Genomic DNA, 25,176 nt, shown 5'->3' with positions numbered 1-25,176 from the left:
TCTGCGCCACCTGGGGGGCCTTGCCGCAAGGCCCCCCAGGCGCTATAGGTTGAAAGTGGCGGGGAGTGCGATGTCAGTGCCTCCCTCTACAGTCACCGACATGGCGACACTTCCGAATCCCCTTCCGAGGCTCGCGTCCCTCGGCTTGGAGCTGCCCGCGGGCCGACTGGTCGACGAGACGACCGGCGGGCCTTGGCACGAACCCCTCTTGTGGCTGGCGGACGACCAGGCCGGTGTCGGCGGCTGGGCGGCCCTGCGGGAGATCGCGCCGCACGTCGGGCTCCTGCCCGTCCTCATGGATGTGGGCGGTGGCCAGGGCGGACCGGAGGACTGGGAGTTGATGCCCGGAGAGGTGTCCTATCCCGGTGATCACGATCCGGACGAGGTGCTGGCGGAGTTCTGGGACGAGGACCCCTTGGAGGACGAGGACTGGCCGGGTCTCGCACCCTCCACGGCCCTGACCGCCGATCCGGACGAGCGGGCCGCCGAGGTCGCCGACTCCCTCACCGAGGGGCGTCCCTGGCTGAAGGAGCCGCACCTCGCCCTGGTGCCCGCCCGCCGCAGCGCCGACATCCCGGCAGCCGTCGGCTGGAGCGGCCCGGTGAACCACGAGGAGGACGTCGCCCGTCTCTGCGCGGTGCTGCGCTCCTGGGAGGACCGCTTCGGCATACGGGTCGTGGCGCTGGGCTTCGACCACCTGACCGTCTCGGTGGCGGCGCCGCCCGCCGACCTCGCCGAGGCGGAGGCGGTCGCCGCCGAGCACTACGCCTTCTGCCCGTACACGGTCCTCGTGGACACCGACGACACGCTCACCTCGTACGCCGAGAAGCTGATCGGCGAGCGGATCTGGCACTTCTGGTGGGACTGAGGGGCCGCGGACGCACCGAAGACGTCGGCCCTCAGGCCTTGGCGCCGATCGCCGCGTAGACGTTGATGTCGGCGTCCGTCACGTCGTTGATGTCGGCGTAGCGCACCTTGTCGATGGGGTCGAGGGTCTCCAGGTAGGAGGCCTCCGGCTGCTCCGGGACGGGGGCCGCGCCGTCGGACCGCCAGCGGTGGGCGGGGACGACGCCGGGCTCGGCGAGTGCGAGGGAGTTGTCGGTGAAGAACCGCTCGACCTCCGCCTTGGAGCGCAGCACGAAGGTGAAGCCCCGCTCGGTGTACGTCCGCTGGACCGCCCTGATGTTCTCGGGGTTCAGGTCCTCGGTGAGATGGCTGAGGACGAGACGGCTCCCGGGCGGCAGGGCGTCCATCAGCTCGCGCACGATCGGGTAGGCCTCCGCGTCCGCCACGAAGTGCAGGATGGCGACCAGGCACAGCGCGATCGGCTCGTCGAAGTCGAGGGTCTTCGCGGCCTGTTCGAGGATGTGCGCCGGGTTGTTGAAGTCGGCGTCGATGTAGTCGGTACGGCCCTCGGGGCCGCTGGTGAGCAGGGCGCGCGCGTGGGTGAGCACCACCGGGTCGTTGTCGACGTACACCACCCGCGCGTCCGGGATGATCCGCTGGGCGATCTGGTGGACGTTCTCCGCGGTGGGCAGGCCGGTGCCGATGTCGAGGAACTGGCGGATGCCGTCGTCCTGGGCGAGGGTGTTCACCGCGCGGCGCAGGAAGTCGCGGTTGTGCCGTACGTCGAGGTAGCCGCGCGGGTTGGCGGCGAGCCCGGCGGCGGCCGCCGCACGGTCGACCTCGTAGTTGTCCTTGCCGCCGAGGAAGACGTCGTAGACCCGCGCCGGGTGCGCTTTGGTGGTGTCGATTCTGCCGCGCAGCAGGGCGGGGTCCTGGCTCAATGCGTCACCGGGCACGGGTGTCTCCTGGAGGGTCGAGGCGGTCGTCAACAACCTAACTCCCGGCCGGACTTGATGGTGCCCGTCGGGTGATCTGGCCGTTCGGGGGCCACTGCGGCGTCCCACCAGCCCCGCGCGGGAAACGACATCCCCGCAGGTCGGAGTCCGTCCCGTCGGTTCGGCGTCCCGAATCTCGCGCGAGGTGTGGCATCCACGGCGATCACCGCTCACGCTGAGGGCAGAAGCCCAGCCACCATCAACCGGCCACCGTCCCCCAGCGACCCACAGAAGGCCCCCACGACCATGCCCGCCACGCGCCGCCCGCTCGCCGCACTGCTCCTCGCCGCACTCACCGGGCTCGCCGGACTCGGACTGACGGGATGCAAGGACGGCACGGGACTGAAGGACGAGGGCCCGGCGACGAGCCACGCCCGGCCCCCGCACGCGACCGCCCCGCGGCACGCGACCACCCCACCGCACATGAAGAGGCCGCCGCGCACGAAGAGGCCGCCCGGCAAGGAACCGGGCGGCCTCGGAAAGCGCTGAGCAGATCAGCCGGCGTACCCCGCTACGGCTTCCTTCGGGTTGGGGCCGTACTTGTTCGGACCCGGCTGGCTGTCCAGGCAGGTGAAGACCAGCAGCGTGATGCCGCCGACGAGCGGGACGATCCCGAACAGCAGCCACCAGCCGGAGCGGCCCGTGTCGTGCAGCCGGCGGATGCCAACGGCCAGGCTGGGGAGCAGGATGGCGAGGTAGAAGATGACAAGGAGCGCGATGCCCGCTGACTTCGACGCGCTGGAGATGATGGCCAGCACGATGTAGATGATGGTGATGAACAGCGTGTACATCCAGTACTCCTTGCGGCGCGCGCGCCCGCTGAACACCGCGTACTTCTTCAGCGCTTCGAGAAACCAGCTCATGGTGCGTCCCCCAGGGATCGACGTTCGGACCATCCGGAACGGATCAGGCCAGGCGCAGAAGGTAAGGAACCTGATGAGAACTCGTCAATTCAGCGTGCACACCGCATGGGTTGGCCGAATTCCGGACAGAAGCGCTGTAGATCCTTGGGAGATCGCCGGGAATCGCCCGCCGGGCAACGCACGTTCATGCGGACGAGTTGCTTCCGTTGCCCAACCGAGTGCGTTCCGATGCCGGTCGGTGGCCGATTCGAGGCCGGATCTGTCCCGTTCCGTTGCCCGGTTCAGCGCAACTTCTGCGCCACCTCGGTCGCCCAGTACGTGAGGATGTTCTGCGCGCCGGCCCGCCGGATGCCGGTCAGGGTCTCCAGGATGGCCCGGTCCCGGTCGATCCAGCCCTTCTCGGCGGCGGCCTCGACCATCGAGTACTCGCCGGAGATCTGGTAGGCGACGACCGGCACGTCCACGCTGTCGGCGACCCGGGCGAGGATGTCCAGGTAGGGCCCGGCGGGCTTGACCATCACCAGGTCGGCGCCCTCCTCAAGGTCCAGCGCCAGCTCCCGCAGCGACTCGCGCGCGTTGGCCGGATCCTGCTGGTACGTCTTCCGGTCACCCCGCAACGAGGAGCCGACGGCCTCCCGGAACGGTCCGTAGAAGGCGGAGGCGTACTTGGCGGTGTAGGCGAGGATCGCGACGTCCTCCCGGCCGATCTGGTCGAGCGCGTCCCGGACGACCCCGATCTGTCCGTCCATCATCCCGCTGGGCCCGACGACATGGGCGCCGGCGTCCGCCTGCACCTGGGCCATCTCGGCGTACCGCTCGAGCGTCGCGTCGTTGTCGACACGTCCCTCCGCGTCGAGGACACCGCAGTGGCCGTGGTCGGTGGTCTCGTCGAGGCACAGGTCGGACATGACGAGCAGGTCGTCCCCGACCTCGGCCCGCACGTCGCGGATCGCCACCTGCAGGATTGCGTCCGGATCGGTCCCCGGGGTCCCGAGGGCGTCCTTCTTCGACTCCTCCGGCACCCCGAACAGCATGATCCCGGAGATCCCGGCCGCGACCGCCTCCGCCGCCGCCTTCTTCAGGCTGTCCCGGGTGTGCTGGACGACACCGGGCATCGTGGCGATCGGCACGGGCTCGCTGACGCCCTCGCGCACGAAGGCGGGGAGGATGAAGTCCGCCGGGTGCAGCCGGGTCTCGGCCACCATGCGGCGCATCACGGGGGTGGTGCGCAGTCGCCGAGGACGCGTACCGGGGAAGGATCCGTACTTCGACATGCCTTCTACGCTACGCCCGCCCCCGGGGCACCTTTGCCGACGCCCTGTCGAGAGCCCGGTGCGTGCGGCGGAGTCGACGAGAACACCTCACGGGCTCACGGTGTGAGGTAGGTGTGGAAGACGTTGTCCGGGTCGTATGCGGTCTTCAGCGACCGCAGCCGGGCCCAGTCCTGCGGGGTGTACGAGCGCCGGGCCCGGGACGGGTCGGCGGTGAGGTCGGCCTCGGCGATGTAGTGACCGGTTCGGTACGGCTCGACGGCGCGCATGGTGTCCCTCAGCCAGCGGGTGTTGGCCGTGTCCGCGGCCGGGTCGTCCCAGATCGCGAAGGGGGCGACGTAGGTCTCGCCCAGAACCGAGAAGGCCATGTCGTGCGAGAGGGTGCGGTCCTGCGAGGCGGGCCACAGGGGCGCCAGGACGAGCGACTGCTCGGAGGGGGCGTCGGCGACCGAGGCGGCGAGCGCGGGCAACAGGGTCTCGTACCCGGTGTCCGACCACAGGGTGTCCACCACGTTGCGGTGGCCCCTGGGCCAGAATCCGGACGAGGCGCTGTAGAGGTCCTCGAAGCTCTTGTGGACGTCTGTCCGCCGGAACAGGGCGTGTTCGGACAGGGAGCAGGATCGCAGCGGCTCCAGGCAGCGGACCGCCTCGTCGGGGGAGCGGGCGAAGGCGGTGCCGGTGAAGCTGATCACCTTGGGCCTCGGCGTCGCTGCCGTGATGTCCGGGGAGGCGGTCGCGAGCATGAAGGACGCCTCGACGTTCGCCGGAAGCCGTTTGGCGGCCGCGGTGGCCCAGCGGGTGACGGGTTCGACGTCGCCCAGGGGGAAGGCGTACGTGGTCTCCGCGACGGCCGTCGGGAGGTCGTGCAGGGTCACGTGGAAGCGGGTGGCGACGGCGAAGAAGCCGGGGCCCGCGCCGCGCGCCGCCCAGAAGAGGTCGGGGTCCTCTTCCTTGCTGCAGGTGCGGGCGGCGCCGTCGGCCGTGACCACTTCGACGGCCCGTACGCTCGCGGCGGCCGGCCCGAGGGCGCCTGAGTTCCAGCCGAGGCCGCCGCTGAGGAGGTAGCCGCCCAGGGCGACGGGTCCGCAGTGCCCGGCCGGGAAGGTCAAGCCGTGCGGGGCGAGTGCGGCGACGAACTCGCGTCCGCAGAGGGCGGGTTGCAGGGTCGCGGTGCGCGTGATCGGGTCGATCTCGTGCGCGGTGAGCGCGGAGAGGTCGATGAGCATGCCGCCGTCGCGCAGCGGTGAGCCGCACCAGCTGTGCCCGTGGGAGCGCAAGGCGATCCGCAGATCCTCGGAGCGGGCCAGCCGTATGGCGGCCGGGATGTCGCGCTCGCTGGCGGCCCGGACGATGAGATCGGGAAAGCGCTGCGGTTTGAGTTCGTTCCACAACATGGCCGACCAGGTGCCGGCGTAGCCGGCCTCGCCCCGCCGGACGACTTCCCCCTCGATCGCTGCACTCATGATGGGACTCCTCAGCCGGTCGTGAGCCCGAACACCAGGATGCACAGCGCCCAGCCGAGCATGACGAGGACGGCCCCCGTCACATGGACACGCGCGGTACGCGCACGTCGGGGCACCAGCCAGAAAGCGAGGGCGCGGTTCACCAGGGGCATCAGGAACCAGGTCAGAATGGAGACGCTCAGTACGTTTCCGATGAACAGACCGACGTAGCCGGGCACTCCGAGGCCGTCCATCTGGTGACCGACCGTCAGGTTGAGCACCATCACGGTGGGATAGAGCGCGAGCACCACGGACATGGCCTGCTTCCAGTTGGGCGGGACCGCGTCGTCCACGCCCTCGCCGAAGCGAAACCAGCCGCTGAACGCCGACGCCACCTTGTGCACGTCATAACCGGAGAAGTAGTGCTGTCCCTCCTCCAGGAGCGTCGCGCGGGTGTCGGACGCGAGCCATGCGTCGAGGTGTTCGCGGGTGTCGAAGCGGAAGACGACGACCCAGTTGTCCTGGACGCCCTCGACCGGCTTGAACGACTCGGTGCCCATGAAACCCGGGAACCTGCCCTGGGCCTTGATGACTTTGTCCTGCCAGCGCGCGAAGTCCCCCTCGCGGCCGGGTCGTACATGATGGGAGACGACCGCCGTGACGGCTTCCTTCTCGCCGGGCGGCGGCGCACCGCCGACCAGGACCTCCTGCGTCGGTGTCTCGTCGAACAGTGGACGGGCCTCGGCCAGCAGTTCCCGGCGCTCACTCGACTCCAGCCAGGTGGCCAGCCGGTCGATGCGGGAGAAGCGGAAGACCACCACCCACGCACGCTCGTCGCCGACGCCGGGGGGATACATCTCCGTCCCCTCGAATCCGTCGAATGCGCGCACCGCCCGGTTGGTCCGCTCCTGCCAGTGCTGGTAGTCGTCCTCAAGGCCCTCCCGAACTTTCTGGGAGGTCACGACGGTCGCGCCGGCACCGGCGGGGGCGCCGATTGCGTGGACACCCATACGGAGTAGTCTAGTTCAAAAGGGAGTTATCGGACAAACGGGGAAAACAGCGGGTTAGGGGGTGGGGGGATTTCCTCGGCACACCTGAGTGGAGGGCCGACATGGGTCACAAGGAGTTCCTGGCAGAAGCGGTACGGCTCGCGACGGAATCCGTCGAAGAAGGCTGGGGCGGGCCGTTCGGCGCAGTCATCACCCGGGACGACGAAATCGTGGCCAGCGGGCAGAACCGCGTCCTGCTCACCGGCGATCCCACCGCGCACGCCGAAGTGGAGACCATACGCAAGGCCGTGCAGCGGCTGAACCCCTCGGCGCCCTCGATAGCGCCGGAACACCAGAACGAGAGCACGCTCGCCTATGTGCCGCGCCCGGAAGGATCCCCCGACCCGGTGCCGGAGCGGGCCCGGATGCTCCAGGGCTGCTCGATCTACATCAGCGGTGCCCCCTGCCCGATGTGCATGAGCGCCATCTACTGGTCGCGGATCGACGACGTCTACTACAGCTGCGATCTGCATGCCACCAGAGAGATCGGCTTCGACGACTCCTTCCAGTACGAGGACTTCACCAAGCCCCTCGACCAGCGCCGGATCCACGTCGAGCAACTCCACCCCGAACTCGGCGCCGAGGCGTACGCGGCCTGGGCGCACAAGCCCGACCGGCACGCCTACTGACCGATACCGACCGACCCGCGTGCGAACGGGGTCGCGGCAGGGAGGTCCTCAAGGCGACCTCCCTGCCGCACCGTCAGGTCGTCCGGCGCCGCCGAGCCCCCGGCCGCCGCTCGCTCGGCCGCGTGACCGGATCACCGGCCTCCAGCGCGGCGGCGCGCCGTCGCAGGCCGTAGTCCGCCAGCGCCTCCGCCAGCTTGTGCACGGACGGCTCGGGGGCCATGACGTCCACCCGCAGCCCGTGCTCCTCCGCCGTCTTCGCCGTCGCCGGCCCGATACACGCGATCACCGTCACGTTGTGCGGCTTGCCCGCGATACCCACCAGGTTCCGCACGGTCGAGGAGGAGGTGAAGAGAACGGCGTCGAAGCCGCCCCCCTTGATCGCCTCCCGCGTCTCCGCCGGCGGCGGCGAGGCCCGCACGGTCCGGTACGCCGTGACGTCGTCGACCTCCCAGCCCAGCTCGATGAGCCCGGCGACCAGCGTCTCGGTGGCGATGTCGGCGCGCGGCAGGAAGACCCGGTCGATCGGGTCGAACACGGGGTCGTAGGGCGGCCAGTCCTCCAGCAGACCGGCGGCGGACTGCTCCCCGCTCGGCACCAGGTCCGGCTTCACACCGAAGGCGACCAGCGCCTTCGCCGTCTGCTCGCCCACCGCGGCGACCTTGATCCCCGCGAAGGCCCGCGCGTCGAGCCCGTACTCCTCGAACTTCTCGCGGACGGCCCGCACGGCGTTCACCGAGGTGAACGCGATCCACTCGTACCGCCCGGTCACGAGCCCCTTCACGGCCCGCTCCATCTGCTGGGGCGTGCGCGGCGGCTCGACGGCGATCGTCGGGACCTCGTGCGGCACGGCCCCGTAGGACCGCAACTGGTCGGAGAGCGACGCCGCCTGCTCCTTGGTGCGCGGCACGAGAACCTTCCAGCCGAACAGCGGCTTGTTCTCGAACCACGACAGCTGGTCGCGCTGGGCCGCGGCGGAACGCTCACCGACCACGGCTATCACCGGCCGGCCGCCTTCCGGCGAGGGCAGCACCTTCGCCTGCTTCAGCGTCTGGGCGATGGTCCCCAGGGTCGCCGTCCAGGTCCGCTGCCGGGTGGTCGTACCGCCGATCGTGACGGTCATCGGGGTGTCCGGCTTGCGTCCGGCGGACACCAGTTCCCCGGCGGCCGCACCGACGGAGTCGAGCGTCGTCGAGACGACCACCGTCCCGTCCGATGCGCCGACCTCGGTCCAGCACCGGTCGGAGGCGGTACGGGCGTCCACGAACCGCACGTCCGCGCCCTCCGCGTCCCGCAGCGGGACACCGGCGTACGCGGGCACGCCGACGGCCGCGGCGACACCCGGCACGACCTCGAACGGAACCCCGGCACGGACGCACGCGAGCATCTCCTCGGCGGCGTACGTGTCGAGGCCCGGGTCCCCGGACACCGCACGCACGACCCGCCTGCCGCCCCGCGCGGCCTCCATGACAAGATGTGCGGCATCCCGTACCGCGGGGGCCCCGACGGTTGTTGACGTGCCGTCAACGACCGCCAGCTGAGGTGTGCCCGTGCCCGGAACCGGATCCGACGAAGGACCCCCATCCGTGTGCACCTCGGCGACGCCCTGCCTGGCGTGCAGGCGCACCACGTCGAGCACGTCGTGCTCGGCGACGAGGACGTCCGCGTTCGCCAGCGCCTCCACGGCGCGCAGAGTCAGCAGTCCCGGATCCCCGGGTCCGGCACCCAGGAAGGTGACGTGCCCGTGATCGAGGCCGGTGGGAAGGGTGGTGGGGCTCAATGTGCTCGCTCCCCCATCAGACCGGCCGCGCCCTGGGCAAGCATCTCGGCCGCGAGTTCACGGCCGAGCGCCATTGCCTGGTCGTATGTCTCGGGCACGGGACCGGTGGTGGACAACTGCACCGTACGCGCGCCGTCGGTCGTGCCGACGACGCCTCGCAGGCGCATTTCCTTGACAGTCTGCCCGTCGGCCAGAAGGTCGGCGAGCGCCCCCACGGGTGCGCTGCAGCCGGCCTCCAGGGCGGCGAGCAGTGACCGCTCGGCGGTCACGGCGGCCCGGGTGAACGGGTCGTCGAGCTCTCCGAGCGCGGCGACGAGGTCCGCGTGGTCCGCGGCGCACTCGATCGCCAGTGCCCCCTGGCCGGGGGCGGGCAGCACGGTGTCTATCGACAGGAAGTCGGTGACCTCGTCGATCCGGCCCATCCGGCTCAGGCCTGCGGCGGCGAGGACCACGGCGTCCAGCTCACCGTCGTGCACGTACCGGATCCGGGTGTCGACGTTGCCCCGTATCGGCACGGTCTCCATGTCCAGCCCGTGCCCGCGCGCGTACGCGTTCAACTGGGCCGTCCGCCGCGGCGAACCCGTCCCGATCCGCGCGCCGCGCGGCAGGTCGGTGAACTTCAGCGCGTCCCGGGCGACGATCACGTCCCTCGGGTCCTCGCGCACCGGTACGGCGGCCAGGACCAGGTCCTCGGGCTGCGCGGTCGGCAGGTCCTTCAGCGAATGAACCGCGAAGTCGACCTCGCCCCGCAGCAGCGCGTCGCGCAGCGCCGTGACGAACACGCCGGTGCCGCCGATCTGCGCGAGGTGTTCGCGGGAGGTGTCGCCGTAGGTGGTGATCTCGACCAGCTCGACGGGCCGGCCGGTCACCCGGCTCACGGCCTCCGCCACCTGCCCGGACTGGGCCATGGCGAGTCTGCTCCGCCTCGTCCCCAGTCTCAGTGTCCTGTCACTCATGCCGGCCCTCGGTCCTTGCTGTTCTCAGGTTCGTCGTCGGCGCCCTCGGCCCGGGAGACGGCATCCACCGTCTCCTGGTCGAGGTCGAACAAAGTGCGCAACGCGTCCGCGTACCCAGCTCCGCCGGGCTCAGCCGCGAGTTGCTTGACGCGCACTGTAGGCGCGTGCAGCAGTTTGTCGACGACACGTTTCACGGTCTGCGTGATCTCGGCCCGGTGCTTGTCGTCCAGCCCCGGCAGCCGCCCCTCGAGCCGGGCGATCTCACCGGCGACGACGTCGGCGGCCATGGTCCGCAGCGCCACCACGGTCGGCGTGATGTGCGCGGCCCGCAGCGCCGCCCCGAACGCGGCGACCTCGTCGGCGACGATCCGCCGCACCTGGTCGACGTCGGCCGCCATCGGGGCGTCCGCGGACGCCTCGGCCAGCGACTCGATGTCCACCAGCCGCACCCCGCCCAGCCGGTGCGCCGCGGCGTCGATGTCCCGGGGCATGGCGAGGTCCAGCAGGAACAGCACGGGCGCGGGCCGCGGGGGCTCGGCGACGGGTTCGGGCTTGCGCCGCTCGGGAATCCGCCCGACGGTGGCGGCGAGCGCGGCCAGCGCCGCGATGGCCTCCGCGTCCCGCGCGGGATCGAACGAGGCGGCACCCCCACGCGCCTGCGGCCGAGGCGCGTTCTCCACCCAGGCGGCATGCTGCTCAAGCTCAGCAGCAGCCATCCCGGCAACGGCCCCTTCCCCCAGCACGGAGAAGTCGGCGGCACCCTGGAGCGAGGGGAGGTCGAGCGGACAGTTCTCTTCCGTCGTTGCGGAGTCTGCGGGCAGTCGTGCCGCTTGGGCGGCTCCCGACCCAAAGACAGGCGGCACCCTGCCAGCGCCGGGCCGCGCGTCCAACCCCCCGCCGGCACCAGCATCCGGCACCCGCCCGCCAACAGCCGCGGCAACCGCCTCAGCCGACAGCACAAGTCCGGTCGCCCCGGTACAGCTCACCACGACATCGGCACGTGTCAGCTCCCCCGACACCGCCCCCATCGGCACCGCCCGAGCCAGAACCTCCCCGTCGCCCCCGTCGTTCAGGATCGACGCCAGCCGCTCGGCCCGATCAGCCGTCCGGTTGGCGATCACGACCTCCGCCACCCCGGCCCGCGCCAGCGTGGCCGCGGCCAGCGAGGACATCGACCCCGCCCCGATGACCAGCGCCTTCTTCCCCCGGGCCCACACCTGCACATCCGCACCGGCGGCCAGCTGCTCCAGACCGAACGTCACGAGCGACTGCCCGGCCCGGTCGATCCCCGTCTCCGAGTGCGCCCGCTTCCCGACCCGCAACGCCTGCTGGAACAGATCGTTGAGCAGTCGCCCGGCGGTGTGCAGATCCTGCGCCTTGGCCAGCGAGTCCTTTATCTGGCCGAGGATCTGCCCCTCGCCGACGACCATCGAGTCCAGCCCGCAGGCCACCGAGAACAGATGGTGGACGGCACGGTCCTCGTAGTGCACGTACAGATACGGCGTCAGCTCGTCGAGCCCCACCCCGCTGTGCTGGGCGAGCAGCGTCGACAGCTCGGCGACACCGGCGTGGAACTTGTCCACGTCGGCGTACAGCTCGATCCGGTTGCAGGTGGCCAGCACCGCGGCCTCGGCGGCCGGCTCCGCGGCGACCGTGTCCTGCAACAGCTTGACCTGGGCGTCCGCCCCCAGCGTGGCCCGCTCCAGCACGCTGACCGGGGCGCTGCGGTGGCTCAGCCCGACGACGAGGAGACTCATGCCGGCATCACGGCGGGCAGATCCCCGTCGGGTCCCTGTTCGGCGGACTCGTGGTGCGCGGCGGCGGCCGGGTGCGCGCCGTCGGACGCCGCGCCCTCCTCGCCGGCCTTGCGCTGCTCGTGGAAGGCGAGGATCTGCAGCTCGATGGAGAGGTCCACCTTGCGCACGTCGACGCCGTCCGGCACGGACAGCACGGTGGGCGCGAAGTTCAGGATGGAGGTGACCCCGGCGGCCACGAGCCGGTCGCAGACCTGCTGGGCGGCACCGGCGGGAGTGGCGATCACACCGATCGACACCCCGTTGTCCTCGATGATCTTCTCCAGTTCATCGGTGTGCTGCACCGGCATCCCGGCGACGGGCTTGCCGGCCATCGCCGGGTCGGCGTCGATGAGCGCGGCGACGCGGAAGCCGCGGGAGGCGAACCCGCCGTAGTTGGCCAGGGCGGCGCCGAGGTTGCCGATGCCGACGATGACGACGGGCCAGTCCTGGGTGAGCCCGAGTTCGCGGGAGATCTGGTAGACGAGATACTCGACGTCATAGCCGACACCGCGCGTGCCGTACGAACCAAGGTACGAGAAGTCCTTGCGCAGCTTGGCGGAGTTGACCCCCGCAGCGGCCGCGAGCTCCTCCGAGGAGACCGTGGGTACCGAGCGCTCCGACAGTGCGGTCAGGGCTCGGAGGTACAGCGGAAGCCTGGCGACGGTGGCCTCGGGAATCCCTCGGCTTCGGGTCGCCGGTCGGTGAGTTCGGCCAGTTGCCACGGTGCTCCTGCGGGTAGAGCGGGGCTGCGGGCGGTCACACGTACCCAGACCGCCCCGTCGACAGCAGGCTATGTCTTTGTGAACGCGTGCACAAAGATGGTGTCCGATTTGCCCGGGCAACGTGACCGGGGTCACGCACACACGTCCCAGGCGTATCCCAGGGGGCAAAACCGACACTCTCCTCGCGAATCCCGCCCCCGAGACCAGATCACCGTCGATCCTAAGCGACGTGCGACCCGCCTTGTACTAATCAGTCAGTTCCTTGCGGAGCCGACCCTCGTCCACGCGCCAGAACGTGTGCTGCCTCCCGTCGACGAGCACGACCGGAATCTGCTCCCAGTACGCGTCGTGCAGGGCGCGGTCCTGGGTGATGTCCTTCCCCTCCCAGGGGACGCCGAGTTCACCGCACACCTTCTCCACCACGAGCTGCGCGTCCTCGCACAGATGACAGTCGGGCTTGCCGATGAGAGTGACCAATCGCTCATGCGGAGCGGGCTTACGCCGGAAGATGGGAGCCATGTCGGCCATTGTCCCGCCAGTATCCCGCCTGTTTAACGGCTCGGTCGTGCAGTGTTCACAGCCTCCAAACCTCTCGACACCGGAACCACCGAACAAACTGGCTATGCTCACGGGCATGGCCGCTCTCGGATGGCTCACTCCCCGTAGGCGCTCCGCCACGGCGCGGAGCGTGTTGGCAGGCGAGGCCTCGGCGGAGGCCGCACGCAAGTCCTCGCAGGACGTCCCGCCGAAGGAACAGGAGTTCCCGGTGCTCGGCGACGACAAGGCCGCCGCGTTCTTCGACCTGGACAACACCGTGATGCAGGGCGCGTCCCTCTTCCACTTCGGCCGCGGGCTGTACAAGCGGAAGTTCTTCGAGACCCGCGACCTCGCCCGGTTCGCCTGGCAGCAGGCGTGGTTCCGCCTCGTCGGCGTCGAGGACCCCGAGCACATGCAGGACGCCCGCGACTCCGCCCTGTCCATCGTCAAGGGCCACCGCGTCGCCGAACTCCAGTCGATCGGCGAGGAGATCTACGACGAGTACATGGCCGAGCGCATCTGGCCGGGCACCCGCGCCCTCGCGCAGGCCCACCTCGACGCCGGCCAGCGTGTGTGGCTGGTCACCGCGGCCCCCGTAGAGATCGCCACGGTGATCGCCCGCCGCCTCGGCCTCACCGGCGCCCTCGGCACGGTCGTCGAGTCGGTCGACGGCGTCTACACCGGCAAGCTCGTGGGCGAGCCCCTGCACGGCCCGGCGAAGGCGGAGGCGGTGCGCGCCCTGGCCGCGGCGGAGAACCTGGACCTCTCCCGCTGCGCCGCCTACAGCGACAGCCACAACGACATCCCCATGCTGTCCCTGGTCGGCCACCCCTACGCCATCAACCCCGACACCAAGCTCCGCAAACACGCCCGCAACCTGGACTGGCGCCTCCGCGACTACAGGACGGGCAGGAAGGCGGCCAAGGTGGGCATCCCGGCGGCGGCGGGAGTGGGCGCGGTTGCGGGCGGCACGGCAGCGGCGATCGCCATCAGCCGACGCCGCCGCTGAAACCCGCGCCCGAAACACAAGGCGTACCCCCGAACCGCGCCCGCAGACCTGTTGTCGGCGCACAGCCACAACACGCCCTGATCCCTGCCCCAACCCGATCTCTTTCGATCAACAATCAGTCACTCTCCGGCACTTGACGGGCCGTCATTCGGTTACAGAAGCGACGTAATCGATGATTTGAGCAACTCGGTGTAGCGGCGCCTGCACGAAGCGTTATTCTCCTCAGACGCAAACCGGTACCCCTCCGTCGCTACGACGGGTGAACGGTCCCGCACTGCACGTGATGGAAGCTCTGCCTCTGGGAGTCCCGTGTCCTCACACGTCGGGGTTGACGCCTCGGGCCTGGCTACGCTGCGCGCAACGGTCCAACGCCTACTGCGCGACCTCGTCCCCACCGCGATCGCCGTACCCGCCCTCGCCGTAGCCACCACCCCCGCCGGCCCGTGCTACGCGCTCGCCGACGGCGGCGCCGCCGTCGGCAGAAGGGGCCGCTCGGCCGGCGCCACCACCGCCCGCCGTCCGGCCGCGGACAGTGACAGCGCCCGGATGATGGACCTGGTCGAACGCGCCCAGGCCGGCGAGGCCGACGCCTTCGGACGCCTCTACGACCAGTACAGCGACACCGTCTACCGGTACATCTATTACCGCGTGGGCGGAAAGGCCACCGCCGAGGACCTCACCAGCGAGACGTTCCTGCGCGCCCTGCGCCGCATCGGCACGTTCACCTGGCAGGGCCGCGACTTCGGCGCCTGGCTGGTCACGATCGCCCGCAACCTGGTGGCCGACCACTTCAAGTCGAGCCGCTTCCGCCTCGAGGTCACCACCGGCGAGATGCTCGACGCCAACGAGGTCGAGCGCTCCCCCGAGGACTCCGTCCTGGAGTCCCTGTCGAACGCCGCGCTGCTGGACGCCGTACGGCGTCTCAACCCCCAGCAGCAGGAGTGTGTGACGCTCCGCTTCCTGCAGGGCCTGTCCGTCGCCGAGACCGCGCGCGTGATGGGCAAGAACGAGGGCGCCATCAAGACGCTCCAGTACCGGGCCGTCCGCACCCTCGCCCGTCTCCTCCCGGAGGACGCGCGCTGAACGGCCACCGTCCGTGACGTCCAACTCGCCCACAGTGAAAGTCCGTTGACTCCTCGATCCGATCATCCGCCGTCCGTAACCCAAGTGGCGCGCCACTCGTTGTGCGGGATGCAGGCTCCCTGTGGTCACCCCCTGGCCGACTCCGATCACTCGTTCGTGTGGATGCGGTCAAGGTGTGCAACCCTCAGGACCCCCTGGGGAGTCGACCGTCATGACGAGAGGAGGTGCCGCCAGTGATCGCGAACGTATCGGCGCACCGGCGGGCGAACGCCTTCGCCCAGGCCCTGGACGAGCAGCCCGACCGGGACACGGCGGCCGAGCAGTCCGAAGCCCCCCCACCGGGGGAACGCACCGAGCAGGCCCACCTGTTGTCCCTCGTGGTGGATCTCGGCGAGCTGCCCCGACCGGAGCTGGACCCCGAGGTCAAGGTCGTCCAGCGGACCCGCCTTGTGGCCGCGTTCGAGGCCATGCTGCAGGAGGACGCGGGGGGCGAGGCGGCGGATCCTTCGGTGCCCGGGCAGCGCTCGCGCCGCGCCCGGGGAGCGCACCGGGCGAGTGGGCTGGGCAAGCTGCGTCCGCGATCCCGGCTGACCAAGGGCCTCGCCGCGGGCGGGCTCAGTGTCGGCGTCGCCGCGGGCGCCTTCGGCGGTGTCGCCGCCGCCAGCTCGGACGCCCTGCCCGGTGACTCGCTGTACGGCCTCAAACGCGGCATCGAGGACTTCAAGCTCAACTACCTCACCGAGGGTGCCGACGAGCAGGGCCAGGCCTACCTCGACCTGGCCTCCACCCGGCTCAACGAGGCCCGGCGGCTGCTGGACCGCGGCCGCGGCGGCCACCTCGACCACGAGTCCCTGGGCGAGATCCGGCGCACCCTGTCGGGCATGACGCACGACGCCTCCGAGGGCCACCGCCTGCTGCACGAGGCGTACGAACGCGACCCGCAGCAGCTCGGCCCCATCCAGGCGCTGTCCGCCTTCTCCCGCACCCACCGCGAGGCCTGGGGCGTCCTGCGCGAGAAGCTCCCCGTGCAGCTGGGGGACGTCAGCGAGCAGGTGTCGTCGGTCTTCGCCGCCATAGACGAAGAGGTCGCCCCGCTGCAGTCCCTGCTCCCCCAAACCCCGGCCCAGGGCGGAAGCAGCGACCGGCACGGCTCGGGCACGGCGTCCACCGGCACGTCCGGCACCCGCCACGGCTCGACGGCACCCGGCGCGGGCGACGGCACCTCCGGCAGCGGCCACTCCAGCAGCCCCAGCAAGTCGGCGTCCACCGGCACCGAGGGCCTGCTCGGCGGCAACACGGGAGGCCTCCTCGACCCGCCGAAGTCCGGTGGCGCCTCCCCGTCCGAGAGCAAGTCCCCGACGACCAACCCGGGCGTCACGGTTCCGCCCCTGCTCCCGGGTCTCCTCCCGGGCCTGGGCATCAACGGCGAGGACACGAACTCCCAGCCCTCCTAGCCCGTACGACGACGGGGGCGCCCCTTCCCGGAGGGGCGCCCCCGTCGTCGTACCCGGAGAACCGGCGGGCCTGCGGGCCGGCGCCTTCAGAAGAACACCGACCGCCGCTGCACCAGCAGCTTGTAGAGCGTGTGCTGGATCTGTTCCCTGACCTGGTCCGTCAGGTTGAACATCAGCATCGGGTCGTCGGCGGCCTCCGGCGGGTAGCCGTCCGTGGGGATCGGCTCGCCGAACTGGATCGTCCACTTGGTGGGCAGCGGGATCGCCCCGAGCGGACCGAGCCACGGGAAGGTCGGCGTCAGCGGGAAGTACGGGAAGCCGAGGACGCGGGCGAGGGTCTTCGCGTTGCCGATCATCGGGTAGATCTCCTCCGCGCCGACGATCGAGCACGGGATGATCGGCGTGCCCTGGCGCAGGGCCGTGGAGACGAAACCGCCCCGGCCGAAGCGCTGGAGCTTGTAGCGCTCGCTGAAGGGCTTGCCGATGCCCTTGAAGCCCTCCGGCATCACCCCGACCAACTCGCCCTGCCCGAGCAGCCGTTCGGCGTCCTCCGCGCAGGCCAGGGTGTGGCCGAGCTTGCGGGCCAGTTCGTTGACCACCGGCAGCACGAAGACCAGGTCGGCCGCGAGGAGACGCAGATGCCGGCCGCCGGGGTGGTGGTCGTGGACGGCGACCTGCATCATCAGGCCGTCCAGTGGGAGGGTCCCCGAGTGGTTGGCGACGATCAGCGCGCCGCCCTCGGTCGGGATGTTCTCGACGCCCTTCACCTCGACCCGGAAGTACTTCTCGTACACCGGCCGCAGCAGGGACATCAGGACCTGGTCGGTCAGCTCCTCGTCGTAGCCGAAGTCGTCGACCTCGTAGTCGCCGGTGAGCCGGCGGCGCAGGAAGTCGAGGCCGCTCGCGACGCGGCGCTCCAGGCCGCCGCCGTCCTGCGGCTTCTCGGGCCGCTGTTCCTCAGGCGTCACAGGAACATCATCCTGCGCCGGGCCCCTGCCGGGCAGGGGCTGGACCTCGCCGACCAGCGCGGGTTCCGTGTTCCTGCGCCTGCTCCCCACGCCCCGGCGCCGCGGCGGCCGCTGCGCGGCGCCCCCGCGGGACCGGTCGTCGTCGAACGGAATGACCTTGGCGTCCGCCATCGTTGATGCGCTCCTCAGTTGGCGCTCTGCGTCGGGGGGTGGCCACCGCCCAGGGCGGGCAGTGCGGCGATCCGGTCGACGGCCCCCGCGAGGGCCTCCGGCGGCAGGAGGCCGGGTCCGTGGCTGCGCGCGAAGTCCGCGAAGGTCTCCGCGGTGGTGTACTTCGGCCGGAACCCGAGCGTCTCCCGCATCTGGTCCGTCGACACGACCCGGCCGTGGGTGAGCAGCCGGATCTGCTCGGGCGAGAAGTCCGTCACGCCCAGCGTCCGCACCATCGAGCCGGCCCAGGTGACGGCGGGCAGCAGCAGCGGCACGGTGGGCTTGCCGAGCCGCCGCGAGCACTGCGACAGCAACAGCACCCCGTCACCGGCGATGTTGAAGGTGCCGCTGTTGAGCGTGCCCCGCTCCGGCTCGTGCGAGGCGATCCGCAGCACCTCGTTCACGTCGTCCTCGTGCACGAACTGCAGCCGGGGGTCGTAGCCGAACACGGTCGGCAGGACGGGCAGCGAGAAGTACGAGGCGAGCGGGGTGTCGGCGGTCGGCCCGAGGATGTTGGCGAACCGCAGCACACACACGGCCACGTCCGGCCGCCGACGGGCGAAGCCGCGGACGTACCCCTCGACCTCGACCGTGTCCTTGGCGAAGCCGCCGGAGGGCAGCGACTTGGGCGGGGTGGTCTCCGTGAACACGGCGGGATCGCGGGGCGCGGAGCCGTAGACGTTCGTACTGGACTTCACCACCAGCCGCTTGACCGTCGGCGACTTCTGGCAGGCGCCGAGCAGCTGCATCGTGCCGATGACGTTGGTCTCCTTGACCGTGGTCCGGCTGCCGCTGCCGATCGCCATGGCCGTCACGTCCAGGTGTACGACCGTGTCGGCACCGGCCTCCGCGAGCACACGCGCTATGCCGGGCTGGCGGATGTCTGCCTGGATGAAGTCGGCGCCCCCGAGATGGTGCTCGGGTGGGACCGCGTCCACGGCGACGACCCGGTCCACCTGCGGGTCACGCTGGATCCGTCGTACGAACCGGCCCCCGAGCCTGCGGGCCACTCCGGTGACGAGCACGACCTTGCCCAAGATCAGCGCCTTCCTTCCAGAACCGTCCGGTAGTCGTAGCCTGCCGCGTTCCCCGTTCACGGCCAACCTAGCGGGTCGATGTTGCGCTGTGATGACCGCCCGATGCACGAAGTGACGGCGTCCACAGACATACGATCAGAGCCGGCCATGTGAAACGCGTGCATAGGCACGGACACGCCGGGTCCGTAAATGCGTGTGGCCCCCCACCCAGACTGGTGGGGGGCCACAACACGCTCTACGGCGCCGCTTACTTCTTGTTGCGGCGCTGAACGCGCGTGCGCTTGAGCAGCTTGCGGTGCTTCTTCTTGGCCATCCGCTTGCGCCGCTTCTTGATAACAGAGCCCACGACTACCCTCGCTCACTTCTCATCACTCGGTGTTTGGGCGCCATGGGCCCACACGACCTACGAGGGGCTAGCCTACCGGTCCGAGCGCTGAGGTCGTAATCGAGGGCGTCGGGGGAGATCCCGAAGTGCCCTGAGGATCCCCCCGACCCGAGAGTCGTCAGGCGGTTTCCACCCCCACGTAGCTCTCGCGGAGGTACTCGTGAACCGCGTTCTCGGGGACGCGGAAGGACCGCCCCACCCTGATCGCGGGCAGATGACCGCTGTGCACCAGCCGGTACACGGTCATCTTCGACACTCGCATCACCGAGGCGACCTCCGCCACGGTAAGGAACTGAACCTCGCTCAGAGGCCTCTGCTCAGCAGCCATGACACACCTGAACCTTCCGCACTCGACGGCCACCGGCTTCCCCTTCCGGTGACTCTTCGTCGCTGCGTGCTCACTCCCCAATGTAGGGGCGGGTGATGCGAGTGGGGAAGAGGTGCACCCATCGGCGGCCTACTGTGACAGACACGCTCGATTGAGTACGTAGCGGGTCAGCGGCAGGTAGTAATCGGACCGCACGGCGTCATCAAGTGGAACGGCGACGGACACGACTCCCTCGGCCTCCCCCACGAACAGCGCCGGGTCGTCCGTGTCGGCCAGCCCGATGGCCTCGAACCCCAGCTGACCTGCCCCGCAGACCCAGCCGTGATCGCCGACGACCAGTTCGGGCAGCGGCCCGCCGACCTCGGCGGCCGCGGCCAGCGCGAGCCGAACCGGGAGCGGCGAGTGCGTGTGCACGCCGGTCGCACAACCGGGGCGCCGGGCACCGGGTTCGCGGACGAGCGCGACTCGTCGTACGTATTCGAGGTTGTACGTGCGTAGACCGAACCGGGTCGTTATGTCGACACGGCGACCATGCGCCGGTGTGAGGACGGCACATCCCGCCGCCGACAGCGCGTCCGCCAACGCGGCGTAGAACCCGAGCAGCCGATGGGGGTGCCCGGTGCCGAGCAGGACGGGTGCGCCGCGCCGGGCGGCCACGGCGAGACGCTCGGCGAACGCGTCCAGCGCGGTCAGTGTCAGCTCCGGATCGATCACATCCTGACCGGAAACATGACCGGGATCGGCCGAAACCCCACACTTGTCCGCCATCAGTCCGATCACATCCCGCTCTGCCCAGTCCCCTTCGGGATCGAGTCCGATCAGCGCGCGAGGATCACGCGCGGCGAAGAGCCGGTAGCTCCGCAGACTCTCCTCGCGGGAGGTGGCGACGGGCCCGGCGAGCCGGGCGGCCAGCAGATGCGTGCGGAGGGCTCCGGTGCTCAACACGTCAGCGATGCTGACGGACCGCCCGGCCCACGGCCACCCGAACAGGAAAACACCGCACAGTCGGCGTAACAGCACCTGTGACACCAGTGACAGGACCGCGACAAAAAAGCCCACAACTGTCCCTGGGGCTCCCGGGTCTCCTTCTGCGTGGACGGCGACGACCGGCCGTCCCGACCAGACCGACACACCAGCAGACCCACACCAACAGGGGGAACACCATGAACGCGATCCGCCGCAAGGCAGCCACCGTCGGCGCCCTCGCCGTCCTCGCCCTCGGCGGCACCCTCGCCGCGACCGCCCCGGCCTCGGCCGCGGCCGCCGGCGCCTACAACGGAGCGTGCGGCAAGGGCTACGACGTCATCAGGGAAACGCCGATCCCGTCCTCGCCGCGGACCGTGGCCGCCACCACGTACGTGACCTACAGCTCCAAGGACCAGAAGATGTGCGCCGTCACCGTGCGCACCAAGCCCGGCGCGCGCATCTTCATGGAGGTCACCCTGGACACCTGGCCGTCCGCCAACCGCCCGGCGCGGGACTCCGGCTCCTACACCACCTACGCCGGGCCGGTGTACAAGAACCTGCCCGACAAGGCCGGCGTGTGCTTCACCTGGAGCGGCTCGATCGACATCTACTACAACTCGGACACGGGTCTCTGCCCCTGACCCGACGCCGCCGGCGTGGTCGACCCCGGGTCGGCTACGCCAGCAGCCCCCGCAACGGGAACACCGCCCGCCTGGTCGCCAGCACCGCCTGGTCCAGGCGGTCGGCGGGGTCGTAGCCCTCGTCCCAGCCCGCGAAGGCCACCGGCCACCGCCCGTCCGTCATCCGCGCCGGCGCCAACTGCCGGGTCCGCGCGAAGACTTCCTGCCGCCAGCCCTCCGGGATCATCTCCTCCGGCTCCACGGGCCGCCCCGCCGCGATCGCCACGAGATGGGTCCACGACCGCGGCACCACCTCGACCACGGCGTACCCACCCCCGCCGAGCGCGACCCACCGCCCGTCGGCGTACTCGTGCGCCAGCTCGTGACAGGCCACCTGCACGGCCCGCTGCGCGTCCAAAGAGACGGCGAGATGCGCCAGCGGATCCTCGAAGTGCGTGTCGGCCCCGTGCTGCGTCACCAGCACCTGCGGCCGGAAGTCCGCGATCAGCTCCGGCACCACCGCGTGGAAGGCCCGCAGCCACCCCGCGTCGCCGGTCCCCGCCGGCAACGGGAGATTGACGGCCGCCCCCTCGGCCGAGTCCGCGCCCGTCTCCTCCGGCCACCCGGTCTGCGGGAACAGGGTCCGCGGATGCTCGTGCAGCGAGATCGTCAGAACCCGCGGATCCTCCCAGAAGGCCGCCTGCACACCGTCGCCGTGATGCACGTCCACATCGATGTAGGCGACCCGCTCGGCCCCCAGCTCCAGCAGCCGGGCGATCGCCAGCGCCGCGTCGTTGTAGATGCAGAATCCGGACGCGCCCCCGGGCATCGCGTGGTGCAGCCCGCCCGCGAAGTTCACGGCATGCAGCGCCTCACCCCGCCACACCGCCTCCGCGGCACCCACCGACTGCCCCGCGATCAGCGCCGACACCTCGTGCATCCCGGCGAACGCGGGATCGTCCATCGTCCCGATCCCGTACGCCCCCTGCGCGGCTCCCGGATCAGCCGAGGCCGCCTTCACGGCCGCGATGTAGTCCTCCCGGTGGACGAGCCGCAGCGTCGACTCCCCGGCCGGCTTCGCCGCCACCACCTCGACGTCCTTGTCGAGCCCGAAGGCGTCGACAAGCCGCCGGGTCAGCGCGAGCCGGACCGGATCCATCGGATGGTCCGGACCGAAGTCATAGCCCGTTACTGCCTCGTCCCACATCAGCTGTGCGCGGCCGCTCATGTCCGCCACCGTATCGGTCCGACCGAGGAGCGAACGACCGGGCGTAGACCAGGGTCACCAGCACCAACACCATCGGCACGAGCATCGCCCCGCGATAGCTCCAGGCGTCCCCCAGCGCACCCACGAGCGGCGACCCGACGAGGAAGCCGACGTAGTTGAACACATTCAGCCGCGCCACCGCAGCGTCCGACGCCCCCGGGAACAGCCGCCCGGCGGCCGCGAAGGTCTGCGGCACCAGCACACACAACCCGAGCCCCAGCAGCGTGAACCCGAGCATCCCGACCCACGCCCCCGGAGCCACGGCAACCACCGCGAACCCCAGCGCCGCCACCACCGCCCCGAGCCGTACGACCGCGACGGCACCGAAGCGCCGTACCCCCGCGTCCCCCAGCGACCGCCCCAGCAGCGTGGTCACCATGTACACGTTGTACGGCAGCGTCGAGAGCTGCTCCGAGCTCCCGAGCACGTCCTTGAGGTACTTCGCGCTCCAGTTGGAGACGGTCGAGTCCCCGATGTACGCGAAGGTCATCACCAGGCACAACGGCAGCAGCAGCTTGAAGACGACGGACCGCCCCTCGCCCGCCTCCTCCTGCTCCCCCGCCACCGCCGCCGGGTCGGCGTCGACGTACCACCGGCTCCCGACCAGCACGGCCGGCAGCAGCACGGCCACGACCGGCAGATACGACACCCAAAGCGCCAGATGCCAGTGCGCCCCCACCCAGGCCAGGGAGGCTCCCACGATCCCGCCCAGACTGAACGCGGCATGGAAGCTGAGCATGATGCTGCGCCCGTACGACCGCTGCAGGCTCACCCCGAGCATGTTCATGGTGGCGTCAAGGCCGCCCACGGCGAGCCCGAAGGCGGCCAGCGCCACTCCCAGCTCGGCGAGCCGGTCCCCCGACCCGACCCCGACCAGCGCCAGCATCACCACGGGCTGCAGACACCGCAGCAGCAGACTGGGCCGGACCCGCTTCACCAACTGCTCGGTCGTCACGCTGCCGACACCGGCCAGGATCGGCACGGCGGCCAGGAAGGCGGGCAGCAGCGCGTCGGAGACGCCGTACCGGTCCTGGATGGCCGGGATGCGGGTCACCAGAAGGGCGAAGGTGGCGCCCTGGGCGAAGAAGCTCAACGCCAAAGAGGCCCTACCGCGCCGCAAGACATCTGTCATGGCGGCGAGCGTAGGGCCACTGGCTACCCCTGGGTAGATCCAGCCAAAGATGAATTTCCTTCAGCTTTACCTTCGGCTTTCCTCACGGCACTGTCAGGCGGCGACGGCGACCTTCGGGACCCCGGTCGTCTCGGCGGCGTCCACCTCGGCGGCGTCCACCTCGGCGGAGACCATCCGCGCCATCGGTTCGGCCGCGAGCCCCCCGCTGACCACCATGCCGATGCCGATGGCTCCGAGCAGGACGACCGTACCGAGCCACACCATGGTGTCCACCGGCAGCGTGTACGCCCCCACGATCCGCACCGCACACTCGGCGAGCAGCGCCACACCCCACACCACGGAGTACGCACGCTCCGCCTTCCGGAAGCCGGCGGACCCGGCCCTCAGCCTCTCGAAGGCCGCTTCGCGGGCAGCGTCCCCCTTGACCAGGAAGGGTTTGAGCCCCTCGGTCATCATCGGCCGCCCCAGCGCCACCGACACCAGGATCGCGATCCCGATGGTGCTGGAGACACCGCTGTCCTTGGCGAGCATCAGCCGCGGGTCACCGGAGACGAAACTCAGCGCCAGGGAAACGACGTTCACGAGCAGGATGAGCCCGGCCAGACCGTTGACCCGCCGCTCCCTGACCACACCCCACACCGTCCGGAGCGCCGGCCCGACACTGCTCCAGGCCAGAGCGGCGAACGTGCTCGCACCGAGTCCGTCCTTCAGCAGGTAGTACGTTCCGAGCGGCACCGCCACGTCCAGGATCAGCGGCCCGAAGGTGTTCTTCTTGCTCGTCTTGTCGGTGTTGCTCGTCTTCGTCGTCATGCCCTCCACCTTCGCGGAGAGCACCCCCACGGCAGTAGAAACGATCGTCCCGGGCTCGGCATGACATTTGTCAGCCGAGCAGCCCCGCCAACTCACCCATGTCGCCGAACAGTTGGGTGGCCCCGGCGAGCTTGGCGGCGGGCGTCATGCCGGTGAACCCATAGACGTCCATCCCGGCCGCCACAGCCGCCCGCACCCCCAGCGGACTGTCCTCGACGACCACGCACCGCTCCGGTGCGACGCCCATCCGCTCGGCCGCGTACAGGAACAGATCCGGCGCCGGCTTCCCCCGCCCCACGTCCTCCGAGCTGAAAACCCGGCCCTCCCCGAACCACCGGTCCAGCCCGGTCTTCCGATGCCCCACCCTGATCCGCGCATGACTCCCGGAGGACGCCACGCAGTACGGCACCCCGTCCGCCGCCAGCTTCTCCAGCACCTCGACGGCCCCCGGCATCGGCTCCAACTCCCGCTTGAACGCGGCGAACACCCGCGTGTGGAAAACGTCGTCGAAGTCGTCCGGCAGCCGTCGTCCTGTCCGCTCCAGCACCAGGTCGTGGATCCGGTGCATCGCCGACCCCATGTAGTCCCGGATGGAGTCCTCGTACGACGTCGGGTGCCCGAGTTCGGTCAGATAGGCGGCCAGGAGCCGGTTGGAGATGGGCTCACTGTCGACGAGGACGCCGTCGTTGTCGAAGATGACGAGGTCATAGCGCATGGAGCCACGGTAGCCGAACGCAGAAAACCCCCGGACCGGTATCCCCGGCCGGGGGTTTTCGCAATGATTGTTCGGCGGCGTCCTACTCTCCCACAGGGTCCCCCCTGCAGTACCATCGGCGCTGTAAGGCTTAGCTTCCGGGTTCGAAATGTAACCGGGCGTTTCCCTCACGCTATAACCACCGAAACACTATGAAACTAGACCGGAAAAAAACACGGTCGTTGCCTCAGAACTAACACAGTGGACGCGAGCAACTGAGGACAAGCCCTCGGCCTATTAGTACCGGTCACCTCCACCAGTTACCTGGCT

26 protein-coding genes and 1 rRNA gene are annotated in these 25,176 nt (G+C 70.3%); 7 read left to right on the top strand and 20 right to left on the bottom strand.

Annotated features, from left to right (window positions below):
- Nucleotides 1-100: 100 nt before the first annotated feature.
- Nucleotides 101-868 carry a DUF4253 domain-containing protein gene (locus ACIRVK_RS02630; RefSeq protein ID WP_404243214.1) on the top strand — a complete coding sequence of 256 codons (768 nt, stop codon included), beginning with the start codon at nt 101-103 and terminating at the stop codon, nt 866-868.
- A 31-nt stretch (nt 869-899) separates the two neighbouring features.
- On the opposite strand, the gene ACIRVK_RS02625 is transcribed toward ACIRVK_RS02630, so the two are convergent.
- Nucleotides 900-1,802, bottom strand: a complete 903-nt coding sequence (locus tag ACIRVK_RS02625; protein WP_404243212.1) for an SAM-dependent methyltransferase — start codon at nt 1,800-1,802, stop codon at nt 900-902.
- A 285-nt stretch (nt 1,803-2,087) separates the two neighbouring features.
- Between ACIRVK_RS02625 and ACIRVK_RS02620 the strand changes: the two genes are divergently transcribed.
- Nucleotides 2,088-2,330 carry a hypothetical protein gene (locus ACIRVK_RS02620; protein WP_404243210.1) on the top strand — a complete coding sequence of 81 codons (243 nt, stop codon included), beginning with the start codon at nt 2,088-2,090 and terminating at the stop codon, nt 2,328-2,330.
- A gap of 5 nt (nt 2,331-2,335) precedes the next feature.
- On the opposite strand, the gene ACIRVK_RS02615 is transcribed toward ACIRVK_RS02620, so the two are convergent.
- From ACIRVK_RS02615 to ACIRVK_RS02600, 4 genes are all read right to left on the bottom strand, one after another.
- On the bottom strand, nt 2,336-2,704 hold the full coding sequence (locus tag ACIRVK_RS02615; RefSeq protein ID WP_404243208.1) for a DUF805 domain-containing protein: 369 nt from the start codon (nt 2,702-2,704) through the stop codon (nt 2,336-2,338).
- A gap of 281 nt (nt 2,705-2,985) precedes the next feature.
- The gene (gene hemB, locus ACIRVK_RS02610) at nt 2,986-3,978 is read right to left on the bottom strand and encodes a porphobilinogen synthase (protein WP_404243206.1); all 993 of its coding nucleotides are present in this window, start codon (nt 3,976-3,978) and stop codon (nt 2,986-2,988) included.
- Nucleotides 3,979-4,073: 95 nt separating this feature from the next.
- Nucleotides 4,074-5,438, bottom strand: a complete 1,365-nt coding sequence (locus ACIRVK_RS02605; protein WP_404243204.1) for an FAD-binding oxidoreductase — start codon at nt 5,436-5,438, stop codon at nt 4,074-4,076.
- Between the two features lie 11 nt (nt 5,439-5,449).
- Nucleotides 5,450-6,427 (bottom strand): antibiotic biosynthesis monooxygenase, encoded by a 978-nt coding sequence (locus ACIRVK_RS02600; RefSeq protein ID WP_404243202.1) that lies wholly within the window; start codon nt 6,425-6,427, stop codon nt 5,450-5,452.
- Nucleotides 6,428-6,528: 101 nt separating this feature from the next.
- On the opposite strand from ACIRVK_RS02600, the gene ACIRVK_RS02595 reads away from it, so the two are divergent.
- Entirely contained in the window at nt 6,529-7,095 is a 567-nt protein-coding gene (locus ACIRVK_RS02595; RefSeq protein WP_404243201.1) for a nucleoside deaminase, read from the top strand.
- A gap of 73 nt (nt 7,096-7,168) precedes the next feature.
- On the opposite strand, the gene ACIRVK_RS02590 is transcribed toward ACIRVK_RS02595, so the two are convergent.
- The 5 genes from ACIRVK_RS02590 to ACIRVK_RS02570 all read right to left on the bottom strand — a co-directional run bounded on the left by ACIRVK_RS02590 (nt 7,169) and on the right by ACIRVK_RS02570 (nt 12,874).
- A complete protein-coding gene (locus ACIRVK_RS02590) occupies nt 7,169-8,872 on the bottom strand; it encodes a uroporphyrinogen-III synthase (RefSeq protein WP_404243199.1) in 1,704 nt (567 codons plus the stop codon).
- Nucleotides 8,869-9,828, bottom strand: a complete 960-nt coding sequence (hemC, locus tag ACIRVK_RS02585) for a hydroxymethylbilane synthase (protein WP_404243197.1) — start codon at nt 9,826-9,828, stop codon at nt 8,869-8,871. Before hemC ends, ACIRVK_RS02590 begins: the two co-directional genes overlap by 4 nt.
- Entirely contained in the window at nt 9,825-11,585 is a 1,761-nt protein-coding gene (locus ACIRVK_RS02580) for a glutamyl-tRNA reductase (protein ID WP_404243195.1), read from the bottom strand. The genes hemC and ACIRVK_RS02580 overlap by 4 nt, the downstream gene beginning before the upstream one ends.
- Nucleotides 11,582-12,346 carry a redox-sensing transcriptional repressor Rex gene (locus tag ACIRVK_RS02575; protein ID WP_404243193.1) on the bottom strand — a complete coding sequence of 255 codons (765 nt, stop codon included), beginning with the start codon at nt 12,344-12,346 and terminating at the stop codon, nt 11,582-11,584. Before ACIRVK_RS02575 ends, ACIRVK_RS02580 begins: the two co-directional genes overlap by 4 nt.
- A 246-nt stretch (nt 12,347-12,592) precedes the next feature.
- Nucleotides 12,593-12,874, bottom strand: coding sequence for a glutaredoxin family protein (locus tag ACIRVK_RS02570; protein ID WP_404243191.1), 282 nt, complete (start codon nt 12,872-12,874; stop codon nt 12,593-12,595).
- A 106-nt stretch (nt 12,875-12,980) separates the two neighbouring features.
- Between ACIRVK_RS02570 and ACIRVK_RS02565 the strand changes: the two genes are divergently transcribed.
- The 3 genes from ACIRVK_RS02565 to ACIRVK_RS02555 all read left to right on the top strand — a co-directional run bounded on the left by ACIRVK_RS02565 (nt 12,981) and on the right by ACIRVK_RS02555 (nt 16,429).
- Nucleotides 12,981-13,892 (top strand): HAD family hydrolase, encoded by a 912-nt coding sequence (locus tag ACIRVK_RS02565; protein ID WP_404243189.1) that lies wholly within the window; start codon nt 12,981-12,983, stop codon nt 13,890-13,892.
- A gap of 309 nt (nt 13,893-14,201) precedes the next feature.
- On the top strand, nt 14,202-14,975 hold the full coding sequence (locus ACIRVK_RS02560) for an ECF subfamily RNA polymerase sigma factor, BldN family (protein WP_404243187.1): 774 nt from the start codon (nt 14,202-14,204) through the stop codon (nt 14,973-14,975).
- A 233-nt stretch (nt 14,976-15,208) separates the two neighbouring features.
- Nucleotides 15,209-16,429 (top strand): DUF5667 domain-containing protein, encoded by a 1,221-nt coding sequence (locus ACIRVK_RS02555; RefSeq protein ID WP_404243183.1) that lies wholly within the window; start codon nt 15,209-15,211, stop codon nt 16,427-16,429.
- Between the two features lie 86 nt (nt 16,430-16,515).
- Here ACIRVK_RS02555 and ACIRVK_RS02550 read toward each other — a convergent pair whose 3' ends face one another.
- The 5 genes from ACIRVK_RS02550 to ACIRVK_RS02530 all read right to left on the bottom strand — a co-directional run bounded on the left by ACIRVK_RS02550 (nt 16,516) and on the right by ACIRVK_RS02530 (nt 20,302).
- Entirely contained in the window at nt 16,516-17,568 is a 1,053-nt protein-coding gene (locus ACIRVK_RS02550; protein ID WP_404243181.1) for a lysophospholipid acyltransferase family protein, read from the bottom strand.
- Between the two features lie 14 nt (nt 17,569-17,582).
- A complete protein-coding gene (locus ACIRVK_RS02545) occupies nt 17,583-18,644 on the bottom strand; it encodes an NAD-dependent epimerase/dehydratase family protein (RefSeq protein WP_404243179.1) in 1,062 nt (353 codons plus the stop codon).
- Between the two features lie 247 nt (nt 18,645-18,891).
- The gene (locus ACIRVK_RS02540) at nt 18,892-18,990 is read right to left on the bottom strand and encodes a 30S ribosomal protein bS22 (protein WP_003948845.1); all 99 of its coding nucleotides are present in this window, start codon (nt 18,988-18,990) and stop codon (nt 18,892-18,894) included.
- Between the two features lie 157 nt (nt 18,991-19,147).
- The gene (locus ACIRVK_RS02535) at nt 19,148-19,357 is read right to left on the bottom strand and encodes a helix-turn-helix domain-containing protein (protein WP_016437488.1); all 210 of its coding nucleotides are present in this window, start codon (nt 19,355-19,357) and stop codon (nt 19,148-19,150) included.
- 129 nt (nt 19,358-19,486) lie between these two features.
- Nucleotides 19,487-20,302 (bottom strand): phosphatase, encoded by an 816-nt coding sequence (locus tag ACIRVK_RS02530; RefSeq protein ID WP_404243177.1) that lies wholly within the window; start codon nt 20,300-20,302, stop codon nt 19,487-19,489.
- Nucleotides 20,303-20,520: 218 nt separating this feature from the next.
- Here ACIRVK_RS02530 and ACIRVK_RS02525 point away from each other — a divergent pair, with 218 nt between their 5' ends.
- The gene (locus ACIRVK_RS02525) at nt 20,521-20,964 is read left to right on the top strand and encodes a hypothetical protein (protein ID WP_404243174.1); all 444 of its coding nucleotides are present in this window, start codon (nt 20,521-20,523) and stop codon (nt 20,962-20,964) included.
- 34 nt (nt 20,965-20,998) lie between these two features.
- On the opposite strand, the gene ACIRVK_RS02520 is transcribed toward ACIRVK_RS02525, so the two are convergent.
- The 5 genes from ACIRVK_RS02520 to rrf all read right to left on the bottom strand — a co-directional run bounded on the left by ACIRVK_RS02520 (nt 20,999) and on the right by rrf (nt 25,053).
- Nucleotides 20,999-22,171: an acetoin utilization protein AcuC gene (locus ACIRVK_RS02520; protein ID WP_404243171.1), complete on the bottom strand. Its 1,173-nt coding sequence runs from the start codon at nt 22,169-22,171 to the stop codon at nt 20,999-21,001.
- Nucleotides 22,122-23,342, bottom strand: a complete 1,221-nt coding sequence (locus tag ACIRVK_RS02515; protein ID WP_404243169.1) for an MFS transporter — start codon at nt 23,340-23,342, stop codon at nt 22,122-22,124. The genes ACIRVK_RS02520 and ACIRVK_RS02515 overlap by 50 nt, the downstream gene beginning before the upstream one ends.
- Before the next feature lie 93 nt (nt 23,343-23,435).
- The gene (locus ACIRVK_RS02510; RefSeq protein ID WP_404243167.1) at nt 23,436-24,152 is read right to left on the bottom strand and encodes a VC0807 family protein; all 717 of its coding nucleotides are present in this window, start codon (nt 24,150-24,152) and stop codon (nt 23,436-23,438) included.
- 70 nt (nt 24,153-24,222) lie between these two features.
- Nucleotides 24,223-24,867: an HAD family hydrolase gene (locus ACIRVK_RS02505; RefSeq protein WP_404243165.1), complete on the bottom strand. Its 645-nt coding sequence runs from the start codon at nt 24,865-24,867 to the stop codon at nt 24,223-24,225.
- Between the two features lie 69 nt (nt 24,868-24,936).
- Nucleotides 24,937-25,053, bottom strand: a 5S ribosomal RNA gene (gene rrf / locus ACIRVK_RS02500).
- Between the last annotated feature and the right edge of the window lie 123 nt (nt 25,054-25,176).

Source organism: Streptomyces sp. NPDC101152 (genome assembly GCF_044768275.1).
Taxonomy (GTDB): Bacteria; Actinomycetota; Actinomycetes; order Streptomycetales; family Streptomycetaceae; genus Streptomyces.
Note: the sequence above shows the minus strand (reverse complement) of the source record. Positions and strands in the feature narration are given on the sequence as shown.